This is a genomic window from Pseudomonas fluorescens (genome assembly GCF_001307155.1).
GTDB lineage: Bacteria > Pseudomonadota > Gammaproteobacteria > Pseudomonadales > Pseudomonadaceae > Aquipseudomonas > Aquipseudomonas helvetica.
Genome location: NZ_CP012830.1, coordinates 4647858 through 4666913 on the forward strand (window position 1 = coordinate 4647858; position 19056 = coordinate 4666913).

Below are 19056 nucleotides of genomic sequence, written 5' to 3' on the forward strand. Positions count from 1 at the left end.
ATTATTAATTAACTTGTCAGCGTTGAATGATCCATCAGCGGTGCGGTGCATCGCAGCTTCGATGATTCGCACCACATTGACAGCTCTCCTGGTGCCAGAGCCTTGAGCACGTCGCCCTGAACCATCAGCGCCAGACCCTTCTCGTAATACCTACTGGCCTTCTCAGCCGGCGAGGAGCAGGCCGCCAAGCCAACAGAACAGACTGCAAGGAGCGCGCCCCAAGCGTCTTTGCCAACTTTGCTCAAATACATCTTCATCGAATTCACCCCCTTGGAGGTCAATGCGGAATATGAGCCGCCAGCCGTGACACAGCCAATCTCATAAAAACGTGTAAGCGCTTATCTGCAGCAATAGGCGCTTCGCAGGCTCTCCACAACCGTCTTGCCACGACGGCAATCCGCGATCACATAATCTCCAGACCTGGACTCACTTCGGCCTGGACGTCCAATCGACTCTCACTGGCACGACACCCATCCAGGAGATCCTCCCTGAAAGAAGCTTTCTGCTATGTCGGGGTATAGCCCAGCGTGGACAAACCATGTCAGCAAACTGACATGATCCTCTGTTGAAAAATGGTCAGGCGTTAGGCGATCTGCCATCAAGTGCCGTCAGACTGCGACTCTGCCTGTGGTTGAGGCATTACAGACGCTGTAAAGAAAGCGATAAACGGTCGTAAGGCTTGAGTTACAAGGGTTACAAGATGTAGGTGTGTCATTTTTGAGTCATCTGTTTTTTGACGCTTTTGCACGTTAGATGGCATTTCTTGCGCTTTAAGTGCGTGCTGCTAGTGCCCAAAAATGGCCAGTCACTAACTCGCCATACCGATCAGGAGCGAGAGAGGACTCATGACCAGATACCTGAAGGAGCTCGGGCCTCGACATTTTCAACTACGGCTATGTCGCTTCCGTCGCCAACTGCAGCGCCGACACCAACGTGACCTTGCGCTATGGCGGTGCGCGCACGGACTACACGCGTATCAATTCGAGCCTGCCGTCGATCTGGCAATACGCAAAGAAGGCCGGGTTGCATACGGCCTACATCGACGCCCAGTTCGACCAGACCGGCGTGGGCTGTAGTGAAAAATGTGAACAGAAACACTATCATTAACTATCTTTTTGTGGTGTTTCAAGATGAGTCTTGCTGTCAGTGTGTGTTTTTCCAGAACCGTACGGTTAATGCTGTGCTCTATTTTTTTTGTACCCTCTTTCGCTCTAGCTGAAGAAGCTGATGCAAAAAAATGGAAGGAGTTAACAAATAATGACCTTTCTGCTATGCATCAACTGATAGTCAGTGCTCATCCAGGCGCTTTAGACAGTAACAATAAGGCTTTTGCGAGCTGGGTTGAACAGGGGTATTTAGAAGCTCGGCAACTGTCGGCGCAGGTCAAGTCGAAGAAAGATTCTTTAGCCGTTCTCAATTTTTACATTGCTGGTTTTCAGGATGGTCACGTAGGGCTGAGTCAATCAAAACAGGAGAAGTCTTCTTGGGCAGGTTTTGTTTTGGGGATGAAGGGGCAGAGCTTTATTGTAAAGAATGTCTCTAAAGACTGGCCTGTGCCTTTACCTCCCGTCGGGTCCGAGGTGGTGGCGTGTGATAATAAGTCAGTCCGCGAGATACTGGAAAGTGACCTGTCGCCCTATATTGATCGTAGACTTAAATTGCACTCGACATGGTTGCATTTGGCTACGCAGTTGACGGTGGATGATGTCAATTATCCCGTGCTGGGCAGAGTCTTGCCAAACAACTGCCTGGTTACTCTCCCAAATGGAGATCAACAGCACTTTACTTTGTTATGGCGGCAAGAGCGCGGGGAGCTGGATCCTTTACTGTCGCAGCCTCAACCGCCACAGACTCTAAAAGACCTGGGAGACGGGCGCTACTGGATACACGTATCAAATTTCACACCTTCAGCAGCTGAAAATGCCTCCCTCGATAAAATGCTAAGCGGCATCAAAAGTATCAATGATGCCAAGCTGGTTGTGCTTGATGCACGTGGTAATCGCGGTGGTAACAGTTTAGTGGGTGTTGAAATACTTTCTGCTCTGTTAGGTTCAAAAGTTGTGAATGGTGTGGGTGAGCAATCTCGCGCGTATGCGATGTGGCGTGTTTCTCCTTTTGCATTGTCAACGCTCAGTCATGTTCTAAAGTCCATGGAGGGTGATTATGGAAAAAGCAGTGAGGCCTATAAGTTTGTTTCTGGTTTAACTGGATCGATGGGGCTCGCGCTTCGTGAGAAAAAAGATTGGTTGCGGCAGCCGAGTTCTTCGTCAATAGATCAAGGGAAGTTGAAAGGGTTTAATGCCCAAGGCTTCAAAGGTAAGCTTGCGCTGGTGACGGACTCATTTTGCGCTAGCGCCTGTCTAGACTTTGCGGACATTGTTCTTGCTATTCCGGGGACTGTCCATCTGGGATTACCAACGAGTGCCGACACGCAGTATATTGATATAGGCTCTCAATCACTGCCGAGTGGTGCCCAGTTCTGGTTACCGTTAAAGGTATGGAGAGACCGAGCGCGAGGAAATAACCAAAGTTATGATCCGAGCTTTATCTTTGATGGGGATATCAATGATACTGCGGCCGTGCAGAAATGGGTTCTTGATACGATCTGACAGTTATTAAACGATACTGCACTGCGGGCTTAAGCTGGTGAGGCTGCTGAGCAATTCGCCGATCTTCTTATCATAATGGCGAGACCCGCTTTGAGCTCAGATTGCACGCCAGACGCCTCGACAATCGTTAACCAACAAAAACCATGCAGGGCGTGCATGCCTGTCCGCTATCCTTGGCCTGACTTCCTGTCGAACGAGCGTTCCCATGCTTCAGGTCCAAGGCGTGTTCAAAAGCTACGCCACACCCCAGGGCCCATTGGCGGTGTTGCAAGGTGTCGACTTGCAACTGACGCAAGGCAGCAGTCTGGCGCTGATGGGCGAATCCGGCAGTGGCAAGAGCACCTTGCTGCACTTGATTGCCGGGCTCGATAAGGTTGATCGCGGCAGCATCCGCATGGGCGATCAGCGCCTCGAACAGATGAACGAAGGGCAACTGGCAAATTGGCGGCGCACTGAAATCGGCCTGGTGTTCCAGCAGTACAACCTGATTGGCAGCCTGCGGGTCGAGGACAATCTGGCATTCCAGGCACGCCTCGCCGGACGTCATGACCTGCGTTGGCAAGCGCACTTGGTGGCGCGGTTGGGGCTGGGGGATTTACTCCAACGTTATCCGGAGCAGTTATCCGGTGGCCAGCAGCAACGGGTTGCTCTCGGTCGGGCGCTGGCGTCGCGTCCGCGTCTGCTGTTGGCCGATGAGCCGACCGGCAGTCTCGATGAACACACCAGCGATGAGGTGCTCGACTTGCTGCTGGAGCTGCTCGATGACAGCCCCAGCAGTTTGTTGATGGTCACTCACAGCCCACGGGTCGCCGCACGGCTGGCAGAAAAAGTGCTGCTGCACGGTGGACGCCTGGTCGACACAGGCCAACGCTGATATGGACGTTTTGCGTGAAACCTTGCGAGCGCTGCTCAGCCATTGGCGTCAGCACCCGGTGCAGTTTTTCAGTGTGCTGACCGGGCTCTGGCTGGCCACCGGCCTGCTGACCGGGGTACAGGCGCTGAACAGTCAGGCGCGAGAAAGTTACGCCCGCGCCAGTCAGCTGATTGGCGGTGAACCCCAAGCCAGCCTCAGTGCGCCGAATGGCGCGACCTTTTCTCAGGCGTTGTTCGTCAACCTGCGCCGGGCCGGTTGGCCGGTATCACCGGTGTTGCAGGCGCGACTGCAACTCAAGGGGCATGAAGACCTGCGCTTGCAGTTGATGGGTATCGAGCCGTTGTCGTTGCCCAGCGGTTCGGCGCTGGCCGGACAACACCTCGACATGGCGCAGATGGTCGATTTTGTCGGCCCGCCGGGCCGTACCTGGATTGCCCCGTCAACCTTGCAGGCGCTCGGTTTACGTGACGGCGACCAACCGCAAAACCTCAACGGGCAGACCTTGCCGCCGTTGCACAGTCAGGTCGACATGGCCCCCGGCGTATTGCTGGTGGACATCGGAGTTGCCCAGCAGGTGCTGGGTTTGCCGGCACAGCTGTCGCGACTGTTGTTGCCCAGGGAGTTCGCCGCCACCGAGCCTCAGCTACCCAGCGAATTGACGGAGCAGTTGCAACTCAAGCGCAGCGGCGAGGAAAACAATCTGGCGCGGCTCACCGAAAGCTTCCACCTGAACCTCGACGCGCTGGGGTTTCTGTCGTTCGTGGTCGGCTTGTTCATTGTCCACGCGGCTATTGGTCTGGCGCTGGAGCAACGTCGCGGGTTGTTCAGAACCCTGCGCGCCTGTGGGGTCAGCGTGCGGACGCTGATCTTCTGCCTGAGCCTTGAATTGGGTGGGCTGGCACTGCTCGGCGGGATGGCCGGAGTGGTCAGCGGTTATCTGTTGGCCAGCCTGCTGTTGCCGGACGTTGCCGCCAGCTTGCGTGGTTTATATGGCGCGGAAGTGGCGGGACGGTTGAGCCTCAGCCCGCTGTGGTGGTTCAGCGGGCTCGCTGTCAGCCTGCTCGGCGCACTGCTGGCCGGGGCGAACAGTTTGCTGCGGGCGGCGCAATTGCCGCTGCTGGCGTTGGCCAATCCGCAAGCCTGGCATCAGGCTCACGCGCGCTGGTTGCGGCGTCAGGGTTGGGTGGCGGCAGTCGCTGCGGTGATCGGCCTGATTGCGTTGCTGTGGGGTGACAGCCTGGCCAGCGGTTTTGTGTTGATGGCTGCGTTGTTGATCGGTGCTGCATTGAGTTTGCCGGTGCTGCTCGACGTTGTATTGAATCGGCTCGTGCGGCGCAGCCGATCGGTGCTGGGGCAATGGTTTCTCGCCGATTGCCGTCAGCAGTTGCCTGCCCTGAGCCTGGCCTTGATGGCGCTGCTGTTGGCGCTGGCGGCCAACATCGGTGCCGGCAGCATGACCGCCGGTTTTCGTCAGACCTTCAGTGACTGGCTGGAGCAACGGCTGACTGCCGAGCTTTACGTCAACCCGCAGAACCCGGCACAGGCCACCGAACTGCAACAGTGGCTGCCGGAACAAAAAATCAACGCGGTGTTGCCGAGCTGGCAGGTCGCGGTGTCGTTGCAGGGCTGGCCGGCAGACCTTTTCGGGGTGATCGATCATCCGACCTATCGCGAGCATTGGCCGTTGCTTGAAGCACTGGGCGAGCGTCCCTGGGATCAGTTGGTAGCGCATGACACGGTGATGCTCAGCGAACAACTGGCCCGTCGACTCAAGCTGCGGCTCGGTGACCACCTGAGCATTCCCACGCCACAAGGCGCGTGGTCACCGCAATTGATCGGGATCTATGCCGACTACGGCAACCCCAAGGGGCACTTGCTGGTCAACGCTGAACACCTGCTGCATTACTGGCCGCAACTGACGCCGAGTCGCTTCAACCTGCGTATCGATCCGGCGCAAATCCCCGCGCTACTGACGGCGCTGCAATCGCGCTTTGCCCTGGATGACAGCCGTATCGTCGATCAGGCCCGACTCAAGGGCTGGTCGACGCAGGTGTTCGAACGGACCTTCGCGGCGACGGCGGCGCTCAACAGCCTGACCCTCGGCGTGGCCGGTGTGGCGCTGTTCATCAGTTTGCTGACCCAGAGTCAGAGCCGTCTCGGGCAACTGGCACCGTTGTGGGCGCTGGGCGTGACGCGCCGACAATTGATGCTGCTCAACCTCGGGCAGACCTGGTTGCTGGCCCTGCTGACATTGGTGGTGGCGTTACCCTTGGGGCTGGCGCTGGCCTGGTGCCTGGACACGGTGATCAACGTTCAGGCGTTTGGCTGGCGCCTGCCGTTGCGGGTGTTCCCGTTGCAACTCGTGGAATTGATGGGGCTGGCGATGTTGGCGACGTTACTGGCCTCGGCCTGGCCATTGTTCAAGCTCTATCGCACGCAACCGGCGGACCTGCTGAGGAGCTTTGCCCATGAGGATTAACTGGGCCGTTGGCGTGTTGTTGCTGGCATTGACGGGTTGCGATGACTCATCGACGCACAACGAAAGTTTCGCCGGGCTGGGCAGTGAAGCGGCGGCGTTCCAGCAAGTGACGCCGGGCCGGGTTTTCAGCTTCCCGGCCGATCACGGTGCGCATGAGGGTTACCGCGTTGAATGGTGGTACATCACCGCCAACCTCAAGGACTCGCAGGGCCGGGAGTTCGGCGTGCAGTGGACGCTGTTTCGCAATGCGCTGAAGGCCGGGCCCGAGCAACCCGGCTGGGCCAGCCAGATCGTCTGGCTCGGTCATGCGGCAGTGACCTCGGCGACCGTTCACTACGCCGCCGAGCGTTACGCCCGCGGTGGCGTCGGCCAGGCCGGGGTTCAGAACGTGCCGTTTACGGCGTGGATCGATGACTGGCGCCTGAACACTCAAACCGACGCCGCGAACCCTTTGGCCGAGATGCACATGCAGGCCAGCGGCAAGGGTTTCAACTATCGGCTGCGACTCACCTCAAATCGGCCGTTGGTGCTGCAAGGCGAGCAAGGCTTCAGTCAAAAATCCGAGCAGGGCCAGGCGTCGTACTACTACAGCCAGCCGTTCTTCCAGGCCAGCGGCAGCCTGGAAATCGACGGCACGACGTATCAGGTCAGTGGCCGGGCGTGGCTCGACCGTGAGTGGAGCAGCCAGCCGCTGACGGCGAACCAGACCGGTTGGGACTGGTTTTCCCTGCACCTGGACAGTGGCGCGCAAGTGATGCTGTACCGGATTCGACAGAAGGGCGGAGGGGTGTACCTGACCGGCAGCTGGATCAACCCGGACGGCAGCGTTGTGCAACTCTCGCGAGACGAGATCAGCCTCACACCGTTGGCGTCTTCCGAGGTGGCCGGGCGGCGTTTGCCGACGCGCTGGTCGATCAAGGTCCCGGGCAAAGGCCTGGACATCACCAGCAGCGCGCTGAACCCCGGGGCCTGGATGGATTTGCGCATTCCCTACTGGGAGGGGCCGGTGCAGGTGAGCGGCAGCCATGCCGGCAACGGGTATCTGGAAATGACCGGGTACTGATCCAGAGCGCCGCCCGGTATCCATGCGCTCCTGCTCAGGGAAACAAGGGTGGTCGGATTGGTTCGATTTTTTTCGTTACAAACAAATTAGCGGGAACATTGTGTCCAGATTTATTCAGAATTTGTGAGCGGACAGAACGTTTGCGTTGCATTAAAATTCCCCCGTTCGCTCAGTGTCGGGGCTCTTTACCGGTGCATGGATTGCCAGGCCATAACACTGGGCGAACACCTTCCTCCAGGCGCGATAAACAACATTTCTTGCTGCGCCTCATCACACCGACAACCTTCAAATCACACCTCTCGTTAAAAAGCACCCTGTTCAAGCAACTGGCTGAAGGCTTCCAGTTCGGTTTTTTCCAGATCGGATATCACGATAAAACGCATGTGATTGTGTTGCCACGCGACCACGTTGTAACCGCGGATGAACTGGTTTTTCCGGGGCTGATCGGTTTCTGTCGTCGGCACCATGAACACGTTGATGATGTGCTTCGCCCGCCCGTAAGACAGCGCAGCGGTCGTCTGGTGTTGCAGGTAATCCAGGCGCCCGCCGAGTAAAGGAAAACCCTGTGCCGAGAAGTCGAACACCGGTGGCGAAAAATCCAGCTTGCCGGTAAACCAGGGCTTGACCGTGTGCCGGTCGGACGACACGACATCGTTCAAGTGCTGGGCCATCAGCGAGCGCACATGGCTGGACACCGCTTCGTCCAGCCAGGGTTGCTCAGGCGAAGGCGTGGCCACATACAGCACCAGGGCCATGGCCAGTGCGATCGCGGAAAAAGCCGGTGCCAGCCACTTTCGCGTGGTATCTCTCAACGCTTGCCACGGAGAGGTCGGTGACGGGAGATTGACGAAGACCTGTTGAATCAGCGCATCGGGCGCCGCGTAATACGGCGCATAGGCCTTGACGCTGGTGATCAGCCGTTGCATTTCGTCATGCACACGTTGGCAGTCGGCACACTGCGACAGATGCCCGGCAACGTTCGCGGTGGTCGTGGCGTCCAGTTCATGGTCCAGGTAGCCATGAATCAATTCGTGGCAGACCGTGCAGTTGATCTCATTCATGGCCTTGCAACTTCAGTAGTTCCAGCTTGAGCATGGCGCGAGCCCGGGCCAGTCTCGACATGACGGTTCCCAGAGGTATGTCGACCACCTTCGCGATGTCCTTGTAAGGCATGTCCTCCAATTCCTTGAGGACGATCATTTCGCGAAAGGCCGGGGGCAGGGCGCGCAGTGCCTGTTGAACCCGTGCAGCGTCTTCGGCCTGCATGGCGAGCAGCTCCGGTGTCTGGCTGTGGCTCAGGGCAAAGTTGTCTTGCGAGATTTCATCGCCGATGGCGACCCAACGATGGCTGGCCGAGCCCTTTAGCCAGTTGTAACTCTCGTTGCGGACGATCGTCAGGAACCAGGCCTTGGCATTGCCATCGGCAAAGCGATGCAGAAATCTGAACGCCTTGAGTGCACTTTCCTGCAGCACATCATGTGCCGCGCTGTCACTGCCGGTGAGCCAGCGCGCGAGGTTGTAAGCGGCATCCATATGCGGTGCAAGCAGCTCCTCAAATCGCTTCATAGTGCCCCAGCCTTTGCCCCCTATAACCCGGATTCGCTGTGTTTTATTCCCGGAATGAAAAATATTTTTTCCCGGGAATAAACCCCCGACCGGCGCGGTTTTACATCCTGTCAGTTCATCAATGTAGACCGCTACGAGGGCGTTCCCATGAACATTCGTCCGGCATCACATGAAAAGCGTACAGATGGCCCCCTGGACCCCGACCGCAGGCACCTGCTCAAGTGCTCGGCGTGGGCGGGTGCCGGTGTCATCTGGGCATTGAGCGGCGGCATTCCCCGAGCGTTCGCCCTGGGCGAAGATGGCCAGGTGAAGGACCCGAAAGCGCTGGACAGCACCTTCCACTTCGTGCAAATCAGCGACTCGCACATCGGTTTCAACAAGGAAGCCAATCCCGAACCGCTGAAGACCTTGCAGGTCGCCATCGACAAAGTTATCGCGCTGCCGAAACGACCTTCGCTGATCCTCCACACAGGCGACATCACCCACCTCTCCAAACCGGAGGAATTCGATACTGCCGCGTCTGTGCTCAAAGGCCTGCCTTCAACCGTGCACTACATACCGGGTGAGCACGACACCCTCGATGAGGGCGGCGGCAAGCTCTATCTCGAGCGCTATGGCAAAGGTACCAAAGGCAATGGCTGGTACAGCTTCAACGACCATGGCGTGCACTTCATCGCGCTGGTCAACGTCTTCAACTTCCAGGCCGGCCATGAGGCGACGCTCGGTGCCGAGCAACTGGCCTGGCTGCAGGATGATTTAAAGGCGGTGAGCACCAGCACACCGGTTGTGGTGTTTACCCACATTCCATTGTGGACGATCTACCAGCCATGGGGCTGGGGCACCGAAGACGGCGATCAGGCCATCGCCATGCTGCGCAAATACGGTTCGGTGACGGTCCTCAATGGCCATATCCATCAGGTCATCCAGAAAGTCGAGGGCAACATCACCTTCCACACCGCACGCGGCACGGCTTACCCGCAACCCGCACCCGGAGTCGGGCCAGCACCGGGACCGATGACCGTGGCAGCCGATCAACTGCGCAACTACCTGGGGATTACCGAGGTCAAGGCGACGCAGGGCGATCATCCGTTGGCATTGATCGATTCAACACTCGTTTAGGGGAGGCGCTGAGATGAAGCATTTACTGCGGGTTCTGGCCTTGGGTTGGCTGATGGTGTCGATTCCTGCATGGGCGGAAGGGACCAAAATCGATATCAAGGAGTTCATGTTTGCGCCCAAGGACGTGACGGTAGCGGTGGGCACCAAAGTGACCTGGGTCAACGACGATCAAACGATCCATACGATTATGGAAACCCACAAGGTGTTCCATTCGCCGGCGCTCGATACAAACGACCAGTTTTCCTATCAGTTCAATACGCCGGGGACGTTTGAATACTACTGCACGCTGCACCCGCAGATGATCGGGAAGATCACTGTCAGTGCGGCGAAGTGAGGGGAGGGGCGTTGTAACGCAGAAAAAATGGGTGACTCCAGGGTTTGATAACGGTCAATCAAGTGAACGCAAAGTCCGAAACAGCAAAGATCTAATGTAGGAGATCGCAGCACAATCACCAACACGCAGAACCTGTGGCGAGGGGGCTTGCCCCCGCTGGGTCGCGAAGCGGCCCTAAAATCGGTGATCGCATTGCATCAGGAAAAATGCATCCGCCGATTTTATGACGGCTTCGTCCGAACGCGAACCGGCCGGCGGGGGCAAGCCCCCTCGCCACAAATGCCCGCCTGACCAAAGATTTACATTAACTGATGGGCATTAACGCGAGCTATGGCTGAACCATCCATTGGATAAACGAACCTGAACACTCAATGGCGAACGCCAGATGCCGAATCATGCGTGTCGAGGTGTTCCAGCGCCCGGTTGACCATCAACTCGCCCAGCACAGCCAACTGCTGAATCGCCAACGCCACGCTGCGACGCGAGCCTTCGAGTTCAAAGGCCAGATCGGTGGCCATGGCATTGAGCGAGGCGAGGGTTTCGGAGGTGTGGATCAGCAGGGTTTCGGTGTCGACGTCGGGGGTGAGGGCGAAGATAGAGCTGACAGGGGTGGGACGATTGGGGGTGATCTTTTTCATTGGCTTGTTCCTGAAACCAAATCAAGGAAAAGCGCCTGCTTGAATTTAGAGGCGCTCGTGCACCTAGATTTTTTTGAAGGGCTTCCACACCCTTGCCACTGATTCTGCAGCGACAGACGAAGGCTATTCGCCTGACCCATTCGACACAAGTTCACCAAAACCGCTACAGCGTGCAGGAAATGTCCGAAGCCCGTGTTTCTGCTGATGATCCGGCTATCTCAGTGATTAATTTGTGCCCTGACGGCCTTGCGAGCGGTCTCAACGTGATTCGACAAGGTCTGTCGACTGTCGTCTTTGTTTACTGATGGATTTACGGATGAAGCCACTGATGCCCCCTAAGCGCTCTATAAAAAACATACTGGCCGTAACCGCAATATCCATGTATCTCACTGGCTGTGTCGGGGTAGTGGTATCAATGCCAGAGAAAGAAAAAGAGCGCATCCCCTTGACCTACCAGAAAACAGACAGCGACCTGACCACGCGAGAGTGGTGTGGTATCACGCTATGGGCTGTCATTCTCCCCATTCCATTAAAGTTGCCTGTGTGCAAGCTTCACGCTGGACAATCCTGGGAGTCTCCATTTTATGCATGTGGCCCTCTTATGGTATTAGGGCCTATCGTTCATGGTTATCAGGGAAATGCACTGTGCGGAGTATTTCCTCAGTAAATGTTTGAAGGGGCGCCTCAACTGGCTAATCACAGCGCCCTTTGGATGGCTGGCAATATAAGTGGCACCACAAGCGGTTTTCATGCCGTCTAGTGTGACAACGACTCTTCTTACTGTGCAGGTGTTGCTGCCCTCGGCAACTCTTGGGGCCGGCGTGCGGGGTTCGGTGGGGCCAGCCGCTCAGCTCAGCGACGGCACATTAAGCGCGGCGCAGCACTCCTCAATCGACCTCCGCTGCGTATCGGCATACAACGCCAGTTCATCAATAGTCGACCGCCCCAGCGCTTGTTCAAACGCCTGCCGATTCGAATGCTCGCCATAGTGGGTTTGCGCGGCGTCACCCAGGTTCGACTGGAAGATCCCCGCTGCACTGACCGGCAGAAAATCTTCATACACCAGCGGCACTGCACGGATGTACTCGGCGTCGAGCAAGCCACGCAATGACGCGGACCCGAGTTCATCGCTATCAGCCGCCAGGCCTTTTTCGGTGACGAAGTAGCGGAAGTAGGCCAGACCCTGTTCGCGCATTTCGTTGTAGCTGTCCGGGAAGGCTTTGAAGTGCTGTTCCATCAGGCTGTGGTAGCGCGCCGCGTTGGCTTCGTTGGGAAAGTCGTTGAGTGCGTCGCGGGCGGCGTTGAGCAAGCGGTCGTAGAGTGCGCGGCCTTCAGGCGTCAGCGCGGCGCCGCGTTGTTCGATTTCGCCGAAGCGGGCGCTGTGGCTGCCGAGAGCCTGTTGCTGATCGGTGAACGCAATCGGTTCGTCCAGCGCTTTGAAACTGGTCTGGCGCAGCAGGATCGGACACTGGCGGCGTGGTGGGCCTTCGATCACCGCTTTGGGGGTGATGCCGTATTCGGGCATTTTTGCCTGCACGATGTCGATGTCCAGCGTGCGCGGTGTCAGGTGGTTGATGTGCGGGCCTTTGAAGGCGACGACGTCGGCAATCAACCGATGCTGGGCGCTGAGTTGTTGGTATTGCGCGGCGGTGACGGTGGCGCGGTGGTGCCAGCGGAAGGTTTCCAGGGCCTGTTCGACGAAGTCCTCGGCTTGTTGCTCGTCGAGTCCGCCGTGTTGTTCGGCCTGCTCGATCAGCTTCAGCGCCTGCGCGGTGAAGATCGAACGCTTGGCCAGCACCGATTCGGCAAACGCGCGCAGCTCGGGGTTTTCGATCAGTTCCAGGCGCAGCAGCGAGGTGAACACCCGGAACGGGCTGACTTGCAACGACGCTTCATGCACGGCGCGGAACGCCGTGGAGTGCACCGGCACTCCGGCCGGCGTCAGGTCGTAATAGCCGACTGGCTGCATGCCCATCACCGCGAACAAGCGGCAGAGCGTCGCCAGCTCTTGCGCGGTGCCGACGCGGATCGCCCCGTGGCGTTCCAGGTCCAGGCGCTCGATTTCGCCTGTGCTGCGTAACTGTCGGGCAATCGCCGGATCGCTGTCGAGCACCTGGACGTTGGTCTGCGCCACCAGTTCCATCAAGGCGCCGTACAGCGGCACTTCTTCGCGGTACATGTCTGACATCGCTCGCGAGAAGCGTTGGCGGATCAGGTCTGGGCTGACGACGTTGTGGTTGCTCATAAACACGAATCCCGGCGCAGTGACAGTGGAGTAGGCCGATTCTGTTCGGCACAGGCGACGCTGACAAACGAAGTTTCTTCTGAACTTCATTCTGCAAATGACTGCTGCGATCAACGCAATATCTGATCCACCAGCTCGATCCAGTGCCGGACTGGTGTCCGTCCGACGCTGGCGAGGTGGCTCTGGCAACCGATGTTGGCGGTGACGATCAGCTCCGGCCGGCCGCTTTCCAGAGCGTTGAGCCTGTTGTCGCGCAGTTGCCGGGCGAGCACCGGTTGGGTCAATGAGTACGTCCCGGCCGAGCCACAGCACAAGTGACTGTCAGGCACGCTGGTGAGGTTGAAGCCGAGGCGGGTCAGTAGTTCTTCGACTGCACCGCCGAGTTTTAGCGCGTGCTGCAAGGTGCACGGGCAGTGGAAGGCAATTCGTCGTTCGGTGGCTGCGCACACTCGCTCCAAGGGTTCGTTGCGCAGGATCTCCACCAGGTCTTTGCTCATCTCGCTGACCCGTTTGGCTTTAGCCGCGTAGGCCGGATCGGTCTTGAGCAAATGCCCGTAATCCTTGATGAACGCACCGCAGCCGCTGGCGGTTTGCACGATGGCTTCGGCGCCGTTTTCCAGCGCGGGCCACCAGGCGTCGATGTTCTGGCGGGCGCGATTGAGCCCCTGTTCCTGAGCGTCGAGGTGATAGTCCAACGCCCCGCAGCATCCGACCTGGCTAACGGTACTGACGCTGATCCCCAGTCGATCCAGCACCCGCGCCGCGGCGGCATTGGTGTTCGGTGACAAACCCGGTTGCACACAGCCTTCGAGCATCAGCACTTTTCGCGCATGCACCGTGGTTGGCCAATTTCCCGCTGGCGGCACGTCGCGTGGCAGTTTGGCTTCGAGGTCGCGCGGCATCAGCGGTCGGAAAGTTGCACCGATTTGCAACAAGGCCTTGAACAGTCCGGGGTTCGGCGCCATCGCCCGTAAACCCTGACGCAATACGCGCTGGGCAGCCGAGCGCGGCACCGCCTGATCGACCACGGCGCGACCGATGTCCAGCAAGTTGTGATAATCGACTCCGGACGGGCAGGTGGTTTCGCAAGCGCGGCACGACAGGCAACGGTCCAGGTGCAATTGGGTCTGGGCGGTGGCGGGGTGACCTTCGAGCACTTGCTTGATCAGGTAGATGCGCCCTCGTGGGCCGTCCAGTTCATCGCCGAGCAACTGATAGGTCGGACACGTGGCGTTGCAGAACCCGCAGTGCACGCAGGTGCGCAGAATGCTTTCGGCCTCTGCCGCGCGGGGCAGGCGTTTGGCCTGTTCGCTGAGGGTGGTCTGCATGCTTCAGAACTCCGCGTACATCCGGCCAGGGTTGAACAACCCCTGAGGGTCGAGTTGGGCCTTGAGCTGTTGGTGATAGCGCAACAGCGCTGGCGCCAACGGCTGGAACGGCGTGTCGCTGACGCCGTGGCTGTAGCACGTCGCATGGCCGCCCAGGTCCGCGGCCAGCGACTGAATGTTCGGCGCCTCGGATTTCAACCAGCGTTGCGCGCCGGCCCAGTCGATCAGCTGTTCGCCGGGCAGTGTCAGCGGGCCGATGTTGTTCGGCAATGACAGACGCCACAACGGCAGCCCTTCATCGAAAAATGTCAGCTGTTGTTCATTCAACGCCTCCCAGAATTGAGCGTCCAGCACCTCGCCACCGAGTCGCTGATGGGCGGCGCTGACCGAACCTTCGCCACCCTCAAGCCGCAGGTGCAATTGCCGGCCGTCATGGCACGCCGCGCTGATGGGCAGCGGTTGCTGGCCCCACTCGGCGAGTTTGCTCAAGGCGTGGGCGCTGTCGAGTTCCAGGCTGATGCTCAGGCACTGGCGCGGTTTGGGCAGGACCTTGAGCGAGACTTCGGTGATCACGCCGAGGCAACCGAAGCTGCCGGTCAACAACCGCGACAGATCATAACCGGCGACGTTTTTCATCACCTCGCCGCCAAACCGCAGCTGTTTACCGTTGCCGGTGATCAGCCGGGTGCCGAGCACAAAGTCACGCGCCGAACCGGCCCACGGGCGACGCGGGCCTGATAGCCCCGCGGCGATCATGCCGCCGACCGTGGCGTCTTCACCGAAGGAGGGCGGTTCACAAGGGAGCATTTGACCGGCCGCATCCAGCGCCGCCAGCAATTCCCTCAGCGGTGTACCGCAGCGAGCGGTGATCACCAGTTCGGTCGGGTCATAGCTGACGATGCCGCGATGGACGCGGGTGTCGAGCACCTCGCCAGCCACCTCACGACCGAGGAAGGCCTTGCTGCTGGCGCCTTGAATGCGCAGCGGCGTGGCGTTCTCCCGGGCCTGGTTGATCTGCTCCAGTAATTCCGCGCTGGCGTCCCGGTCCTGTTCGGTGCGCATCAGAAACGCTCCAGGTCGGGGAAGGGCAGTTGCCCGCCGTGGACATGCATCGCACCAAACTCGGCGCAGCGGTGCAGGGTGGGAATGTTCTTGCCGGGATTGAGCAGGCCTTTGGCGTCGAAGGCGATTTTGATTGCGTGAAACACTGTCAGCTCGTCGCTGTTGAACTGCGCGCACATCTGATTGATTTTCTCGCGGCCGACACCGTGCTCGCCGGTGATGCTGCCGCCAACCTTGACGCAGAGTTCGAGGATTTTCCCGCCGAGGGCTTCGGTGCGTTCCAGCTCGCCGGGCTGGTTGGCGTCGAACAGGATCAGCGGGTGCATGTTGCCGTCGCCGGCGTGAAACACGTTGGCGACTCGCAAGCCGTACTCACTGGCGAGTTCGGCAATCCCCTTGAGCACCCGAGGCAGCTCGCGTCGCGGGATGGTGCCGTCCATACAGTAGTAATCCGGCGACAAGCGCCCGATTGCCGGGAACGCCGCTTTGCGTCCGGCCCAGAATTTCACCCGTTCCGCCTCGTCGCGGGCCTGGCGCACTTCACTGGCGCCGGCCCGTTCCAGCACGGCGCGAACCCGCAGGCAATCATCGCGTACATCGGCTTCGACGCCGTCGAGTTCACACAGCAGAATCGCTTCGGCGTCCACCGGGTAACCGGCGTGAACGAAGTCTTCGGCGGCGCGCAAGGCCAGGTTGTCCATCATCTCCAGGCCTGCGGGAATGATCCCGGCAGCGATGATCTCGGCCACGGCGCCTCCGGCTTTTTCCACGGAGTCGAAACTCGCCAGCAGCACCTTGGCCGCCTGTGGTTTGGGCAGCAGTTTGACCGTGACTTCAGTGATGATGCCCAGCAATCCCTCGGAGCCGTTGAACAGCGCCAACAGGTCGAGCCCCGCGGAGTCCAGTGCGTCCGAGCCTAAGGTCAGGTGTTCGCCTTCAATCGTCAGCACTTCCAGTTTCAGCACATTGTGGACGGTCAGGCCGTATTTCAGGCAGTGCACGCCACCGGCGTTTTCCGCGACATTGCCGCCAATCGAGCAGGCGATTTGCGAGGACGGGTCCGGCGCGTAATACAGGCCAAGCGGTGCGACGGCCTGGGAAATCGCTAGATTGCGCACTCCCGGCTGAACCCGTGCGGTGCGAGCGGCGGGGTCGATGTGGAGGATCTGGTTGAAGCGCGCCATCACCAGCAGCACGCCTTTTTCCAACGGCAGCGCACCTCCGGACAACCCGGTGCCGGCACCACGCGCCACCACGGGCACCCGATGGGCATGGCAGAGTTTGAGCACGGCTTGAACCTGCTCGACATAACGTGGCAGTAGCACCAGCATTGGCGTGGTTCGATAGGCCGAGAGCCCGTCGCACTCATAGGGTTTGAGTTCTTCTTCGCGGTAGAGAATGTCCAGCTCCGGCAGCTGCTCGCGCAAGGCGTTGAGCAAGGCATCCTTGTCGACCGGAGGCAGGGCACCGTCAATGCGTTCGTCGTAGAGAATGTTCATCAGATGACAAGCCTCGTAGCAGCTGCCGAAGGCTGCGTTCGGCTCGGGCTGCGTTCAGACGTAGCAGTCGCAAAATGGTGGACTCGATTGTGTCAGGCATACCAAGTCACTCCTGTTCACGACTGCTACGCCCGAGCGCGGACCGAGCCGAACGCAGCCTTCGGCAGCTGCTACAGAGGTGTGTTCAAGCCCGGGTTCTTTGTCATTTATAGTCAAAATTTCGACAATGGGCCTGCCGGCAGGGCTATTTCTGGCCGCCAAGCGGTGATGGCTATTTGATTGCGCCCTGATAGACTTCCAGACATCCCTGTCTGAGTTACTCGTAGTTTCAGGTCAGTAGTGAAGAGGAGCTTTGTCCCCTTATGCACCATAACGGAGGAAAGGGACTTTCACTGGCACGGAGGCTTTACACATCGCGAATCCTGGGAATGGTCCTGGGCCTGCTCTGCGTGGGCGCGGCGATCATTCCACTCAAACCGCCGCATTGGCTGCTGGCGCTGATGCTGTTCAACGGCCTTATCTGGCCGCACCTGGCCTATCAATGGGCGCGCCGCTCGCCTATGCCTTATCACGCCGAACACCGCAATATTCTGATCGACGCGTTCATGGGCGGATTCTGGGTCGCTGCCATCCAGTTCAATCCCTTGCCCAGCACTGCCACGTTGTCAATGATGGCGATGAACAACGTCGCCATTGGAGGCCTGCGTTTTCTGCTTGTCGGCACGGTGGCTCAGTTGCTGGGCATGGGTGTCGGGCTGCTGATCTTCTTTCCGGTGATCATCGCGCAAACCAGCCCTGTTCAGTTGTATGCCTGTTTGCCGTTGCTGACGTTTTACCCCTTGGTGTTGGGCTGGATCTGCTTTCGTCAGGCCCACACGTTGGGCAAGCACAAACGCGAACTGTTGGCCCTGAGTCGCACCGACAGCCTCACCGGGCTGTTGAACCACGGCGCCTGGAAAGATGCGCTGGAGGTCGAGTTCCAGCGTTGTCAGCGCCAGCAGCGGGGCGGTGCGATTGCCTTGATCGACATTGACCACTTCAAAACCATCAACGACACCTACGGCCATGTGGCTGGCGATATCGTGTTGCGTCAGTTGAGCAAAATCCTCAAGCAAAACCTGCGCGCCAGCGATGTGGCCGGGCGTTATGGCGGCGACGAGTTTTGCGTGATCCTGCCCGACGTGCCACTGGCCCACGCCGCCCAGGCGATGGACGCCTTGCGCGATCGGTTTTCGGGGGTGGGTTACGAGCAGAATCCGGCGTTGAAAGTCAGCCTGAGCATCGGCCTGGCTGCGTTCGACCCGATGCACACTGAAGCCCTGCAATGGCTCAACGATGCCGATGAGGCGCTGTATGCGGCCAAGACCACCGGGCGTAACCGGGTGATTTGTCATGCCGATGGGCTGGTGCAGCGGGTGGCGATGGGGTTGGTTTGAGGTTTAGCGGTGTTGCAGATGTCGTCTTCGCGGGCAAGCCTTGCTCCTACGGTTCGGGGGCGGCGGATATTGATGATTGATGCAGATTGTGTAGGAGCAAGGCTTGCCCGCGATGGCGGTCTCACGGATGCCATTATTGGCGAGCCAGGCGCCTACACGTCAGGTGGAGGTCTTCAGGTAATCGGTGTGCTGACGAACGCCGGCAGCTGTTCGGCGTAGGCAGTGAACGCGCGGATTTTCGGGAACTGCGCGTCACTGACCTGATCCGGCACCACCAGATTGGTGAAGCTCCAGGCCACGGCGAGGGTGATGCCCGCCTGGTCGAGGGAACCGTCGGTCTTCAGTGGCTGCTTGACCAGTTCCTGTTCCAGCGCCGAATACGCCGCCAGCAACTGCCCGCCGACGCGTTCCAGCCACGGTTCATGCTGTTTCTCGGCAGGTCGCAAAGTGCGCTCGTAATAGATCTGCACCGACTTCTCGCAAGCCGCCAGGGCCAGGCCGATCAGCCGCAATGCACGCACGCGCTGGTCCAGTTGCGCGGGCATCAGGCTCTTGTCCGGTCCGCTCAAGGCTTCCAGGTAGTCGATGATCAAGGTCGAATCCATCAGCACTTCGCCGTTGTCCAGCACCAGCGTCGGGGCCTTGACCACCGGGTTGATCTGCTGGAACTGCGCAAAGTGCCGGAACACCGACACCGAGGCGTGCTCGAACGGGATGTCCAGCGATTTCAGGCTAATGGCGACGCGTCTTACATAAGGTGAATCGAGCATTCCGATCAGCTTCATGTACAGCTCCTTTGATAAT

The 19056-nt window shown here is 59.0% G+C and carries 16 protein-coding genes and 1 pseudogene; 8 read left to right on the top strand and 9 right to left on the bottom strand.

Annotated elements, in window-relative coordinates; all coding sequences use genetic code 11:
* Positions 1-8: 8 nt before the first annotated feature.
* A complete protein-coding gene (locus AO353_RS21245; protein ID WP_054596714.1) occupies positions 9-257 on the bottom strand; it encodes a hypothetical protein in 249 nt (82 codons plus the stop codon).
* 613 nt (positions 258-870) lie between these two features.
* Between AO353_RS21245 and AO353_RS30860 the strand changes: the two are divergent.
* The 5 genes and pseudogenes from AO353_RS30860 to AO353_RS21265 all read left to right on the top strand — a co-directional run.
* Positions 871-1050: pseudogene (locus tag AO353_RS30860) on the top strand (sulfatase); the annotation flags it as partial.
* A gap of 80 nt (positions 1051-1130) precedes the next feature.
* Positions 1131-2609: a S41 family peptidase gene (locus AO353_RS21250; RefSeq protein ID WP_054596715.1), complete on the top strand. Its 1479-nt coding sequence runs from the start codon at positions 1131-1133 to the stop codon at positions 2607-2609.
* A gap of 205 nt (positions 2610-2814) precedes the next feature.
* Complete coding sequence (locus AO353_RS21255) at positions 2815-3483, top strand: ABC transporter ATP-binding protein (protein ID WP_054596716.1); 669 nt, start codon at positions 2815-2817, stop codon at positions 3481-3483.
* 1 nt (position 3484) lies between these two features.
* Positions 3485-5962: an ABC transporter permease gene (locus AO353_RS21260; protein WP_054596717.1), complete on the top strand. Its 2478-nt coding sequence runs from the start codon at positions 3485-3487 to the stop codon at positions 5960-5962.
* A complete protein-coding gene (locus AO353_RS21265; protein ID WP_054596718.1) occupies positions 5952-7025 on the top strand; it encodes a lipocalin-like domain-containing protein in 1074 nt (357 codons plus the stop codon). The genes AO353_RS21260 and AO353_RS21265 overlap by 11 nt, the downstream gene beginning before the upstream one ends.
* A gap of 302 nt (positions 7026-7327) precedes the next feature.
* On the opposite strand, the gene AO353_RS21270 is transcribed toward AO353_RS21265, so the two are convergent.
* The gene (locus AO353_RS21270) at positions 7328-8086 is read right to left on the bottom strand and encodes an anti-sigma factor family protein (RefSeq protein WP_054596719.1); all 759 of its coding nucleotides are present in this window, start codon (positions 8084-8086) and stop codon (positions 7328-7330) included.
* Positions 8079-8591: a sigma-70 family RNA polymerase sigma factor gene (locus tag AO353_RS21275; RefSeq protein ID WP_054596720.1), complete on the bottom strand. Its 513-nt coding sequence runs from the start codon at positions 8589-8591 to the stop codon at positions 8079-8081. The genes AO353_RS21270 and AO353_RS21275 overlap by 8 nt, the downstream gene beginning before the upstream one ends.
* A 147-nt stretch (positions 8592-8738) precedes the next feature.
* Here AO353_RS21275 and AO353_RS21280 point away from each other — a divergent pair, with 147 nt between their 5' ends.
* Both AO353_RS21280 and AO353_RS21285 read left to right on the top strand, forming a co-directional pair.
* The gene (locus AO353_RS21280) at positions 8739-9710 is read left to right on the top strand and encodes a metallophosphoesterase family protein (RefSeq protein ID WP_054596721.1); all 972 of its coding nucleotides are present in this window, start codon (positions 8739-8741) and stop codon (positions 9708-9710) included.
* Between the two features lie 13 nt (positions 9711-9723).
* Positions 9724-10044 carry a plastocyanin/azurin family copper-binding protein gene (locus AO353_RS21285; RefSeq protein WP_054596722.1) on the top strand — a complete coding sequence of 107 codons (321 nt, stop codon included), beginning with the start codon at positions 9724-9726 and terminating at the stop codon, positions 10042-10044.
* Positions 10045-10412: 368 nt separating this feature from the next.
* On the opposite strand, the gene AO353_RS21290 is transcribed toward AO353_RS21285, so the two are convergent.
* From AO353_RS21290 to glcD, 5 genes are all read right to left on the bottom strand, one after another.
* Entirely contained in the window at positions 10413-10682 is a 270-nt protein-coding gene (locus tag AO353_RS21290; protein WP_054596723.1) for a DUF6124 family protein, read from the bottom strand.
* Positions 10683-11529: 847 nt separating this feature from the next.
* Positions 11530-12927: a VOC family protein gene (locus AO353_RS21295; protein ID WP_054596724.1), complete on the bottom strand. Its 1398-nt coding sequence runs from the start codon at positions 12925-12927 to the stop codon at positions 11530-11532.
* Between the two features lie 110 nt (positions 12928-13037).
* Entirely contained in the window at positions 13038-14255 is a 1218-nt protein-coding gene (glcF, locus tag AO353_RS21300; RefSeq protein WP_054596725.1) for a glycolate oxidase subunit GlcF, read from the bottom strand.
* Between the two features lie 3 nt (positions 14256-14258).
* Positions 14259-15317, bottom strand: coding sequence for a glycolate oxidase subunit GlcE (glcE, locus tag AO353_RS21305; RefSeq protein ID WP_054596726.1), 1059 nt, complete (start codon positions 15315-15317; stop codon positions 14259-14261).
* Entirely contained in the window at positions 15317-16816 is a 1500-nt protein-coding gene (gene glcD / locus AO353_RS21310; RefSeq protein WP_054596727.1) for a glycolate oxidase subunit GlcD, read from the bottom strand. Before glcD ends, glcE begins: the two co-directional genes overlap by 1 nt.
* 362 nt (positions 16817-17178) lie before the next feature.
* On the opposite strand from glcD, the gene AO353_RS21315 reads away from it, so the two are divergent.
* On the top strand, positions 17179-18252 hold the full coding sequence (locus AO353_RS21315) for a diguanylate cyclase (protein WP_054596728.1): 1074 nt from the start codon (positions 17179-17181) through the stop codon (positions 18250-18252).
* A gap of 173 nt (positions 18253-18425) precedes the next feature.
* On the opposite strand, the gene AO353_RS21320 is transcribed toward AO353_RS21315, so the two are convergent.
* On the bottom strand, positions 18426-19037 hold the full coding sequence (locus AO353_RS21320) for a glutathione S-transferase N-terminal domain-containing protein (RefSeq protein ID WP_054596729.1): 612 nt from the start codon (positions 19035-19037) through the stop codon (positions 18426-18428).
* Between the last annotated feature and the right edge of the window lie 19 nt (positions 19038-19056).

What these genes read in the sequence shown, in the direction of transcription:
- AO353_RS21245 (WP_054596714.1), bottom strand. Translation starts at nt 257, where the DNA reads ATGAAGATGTATTTGAGCAAAGTTGGCAAAGACGCTTGGGGCGCGCTC.
- AO353_RS21250 (WP_054596715.1), top strand. Translation starts at nt 1,131, where the DNA reads ATGAGTCTTGCTGTCAGTGTGTGTTTTTCCAGAACCGTACGGTTAATG.
- AO353_RS21255 (WP_054596716.1), top strand. Translation starts at nt 2,815, where the DNA reads ATGCTTCAGGTCCAAGGCGTGTTCAAAAGCTACGCCACACCCCAGGGC.
- AO353_RS21260 (WP_054596717.1), top strand. Translation starts at nt 3,485, where the DNA reads ATGGACGTTTTGCGTGAAACCTTGCGAGCGCTGCTCAGCCATTGGCGT.
- AO353_RS21265 (WP_054596718.1), top strand. Translation starts at nt 5,952, where the DNA reads ATGAGGATTAACTGGGCCGTTGGCGTGTTGTTGCTGGCATTGACGGGT.
- AO353_RS21270 (WP_054596719.1), bottom strand. Translation starts at nt 8,086, where the DNA reads ATGAATGAGATCAACTGCACGGTCTGCCACGAATTGATTCATGGCTAC.
- AO353_RS21275 (WP_054596720.1), bottom strand. Translation starts at nt 8,591, where the DNA reads ATGAAGCGATTTGAGGAGCTGCTTGCACCGCATATGGATGCCGCTTAC.
- AO353_RS21280 (WP_054596721.1), top strand. Translation starts at nt 8,739, where the DNA reads ATGAACATTCGTCCGGCATCACATGAAAAGCGTACAGATGGCCCCCTG.
- AO353_RS21285 (WP_054596722.1), top strand. Translation starts at nt 9,724, where the DNA reads ATGAAGCATTTACTGCGGGTTCTGGCCTTGGGTTGGCTGATGGTGTCG.
- AO353_RS21290 (WP_054596723.1), bottom strand. Translation starts at nt 10,682, where the DNA reads ATGAAAAAGATCACCCCCAATCGTCCCACCCCTGTCAGCTCTATCTTC.
- AO353_RS21295 (WP_054596724.1), bottom strand. Translation starts at nt 12,927, where the DNA reads ATGAGCAACCACAACGTCGTCAGCCCAGACCTGATCCGCCAACGCTTC.
- glcF (WP_054596725.1), bottom strand. Translation starts at nt 14,255, where the DNA reads ATGCAGACCACCCTCAGCGAACAGGCCAAACGCCTGCCCCGCGCGGCA.
- glcE (WP_054596726.1), bottom strand. Translation starts at nt 15,317, where the DNA reads ATGCGCACCGAACAGGACCGGGACGCCAGCGCGGAATTACTGGAGCAG.
- glcD (WP_054596727.1), bottom strand. Translation starts at nt 16,816, where the DNA reads ATGAACATTCTCTACGACGAACGCATTGACGGTGCCCTGCCTCCGGTC.
- AO353_RS21315 (WP_054596728.1), top strand. Translation starts at nt 17,179, where the DNA reads ATGCACCATAACGGAGGAAAGGGACTTTCACTGGCACGGAGGCTTTAC.
- AO353_RS21320 (WP_054596729.1), bottom strand. Translation starts at nt 19,037, where the DNA reads ATGAAGCTGATCGGAATGCTCGATTCACCTTATGTAAGACGCGTCGCC.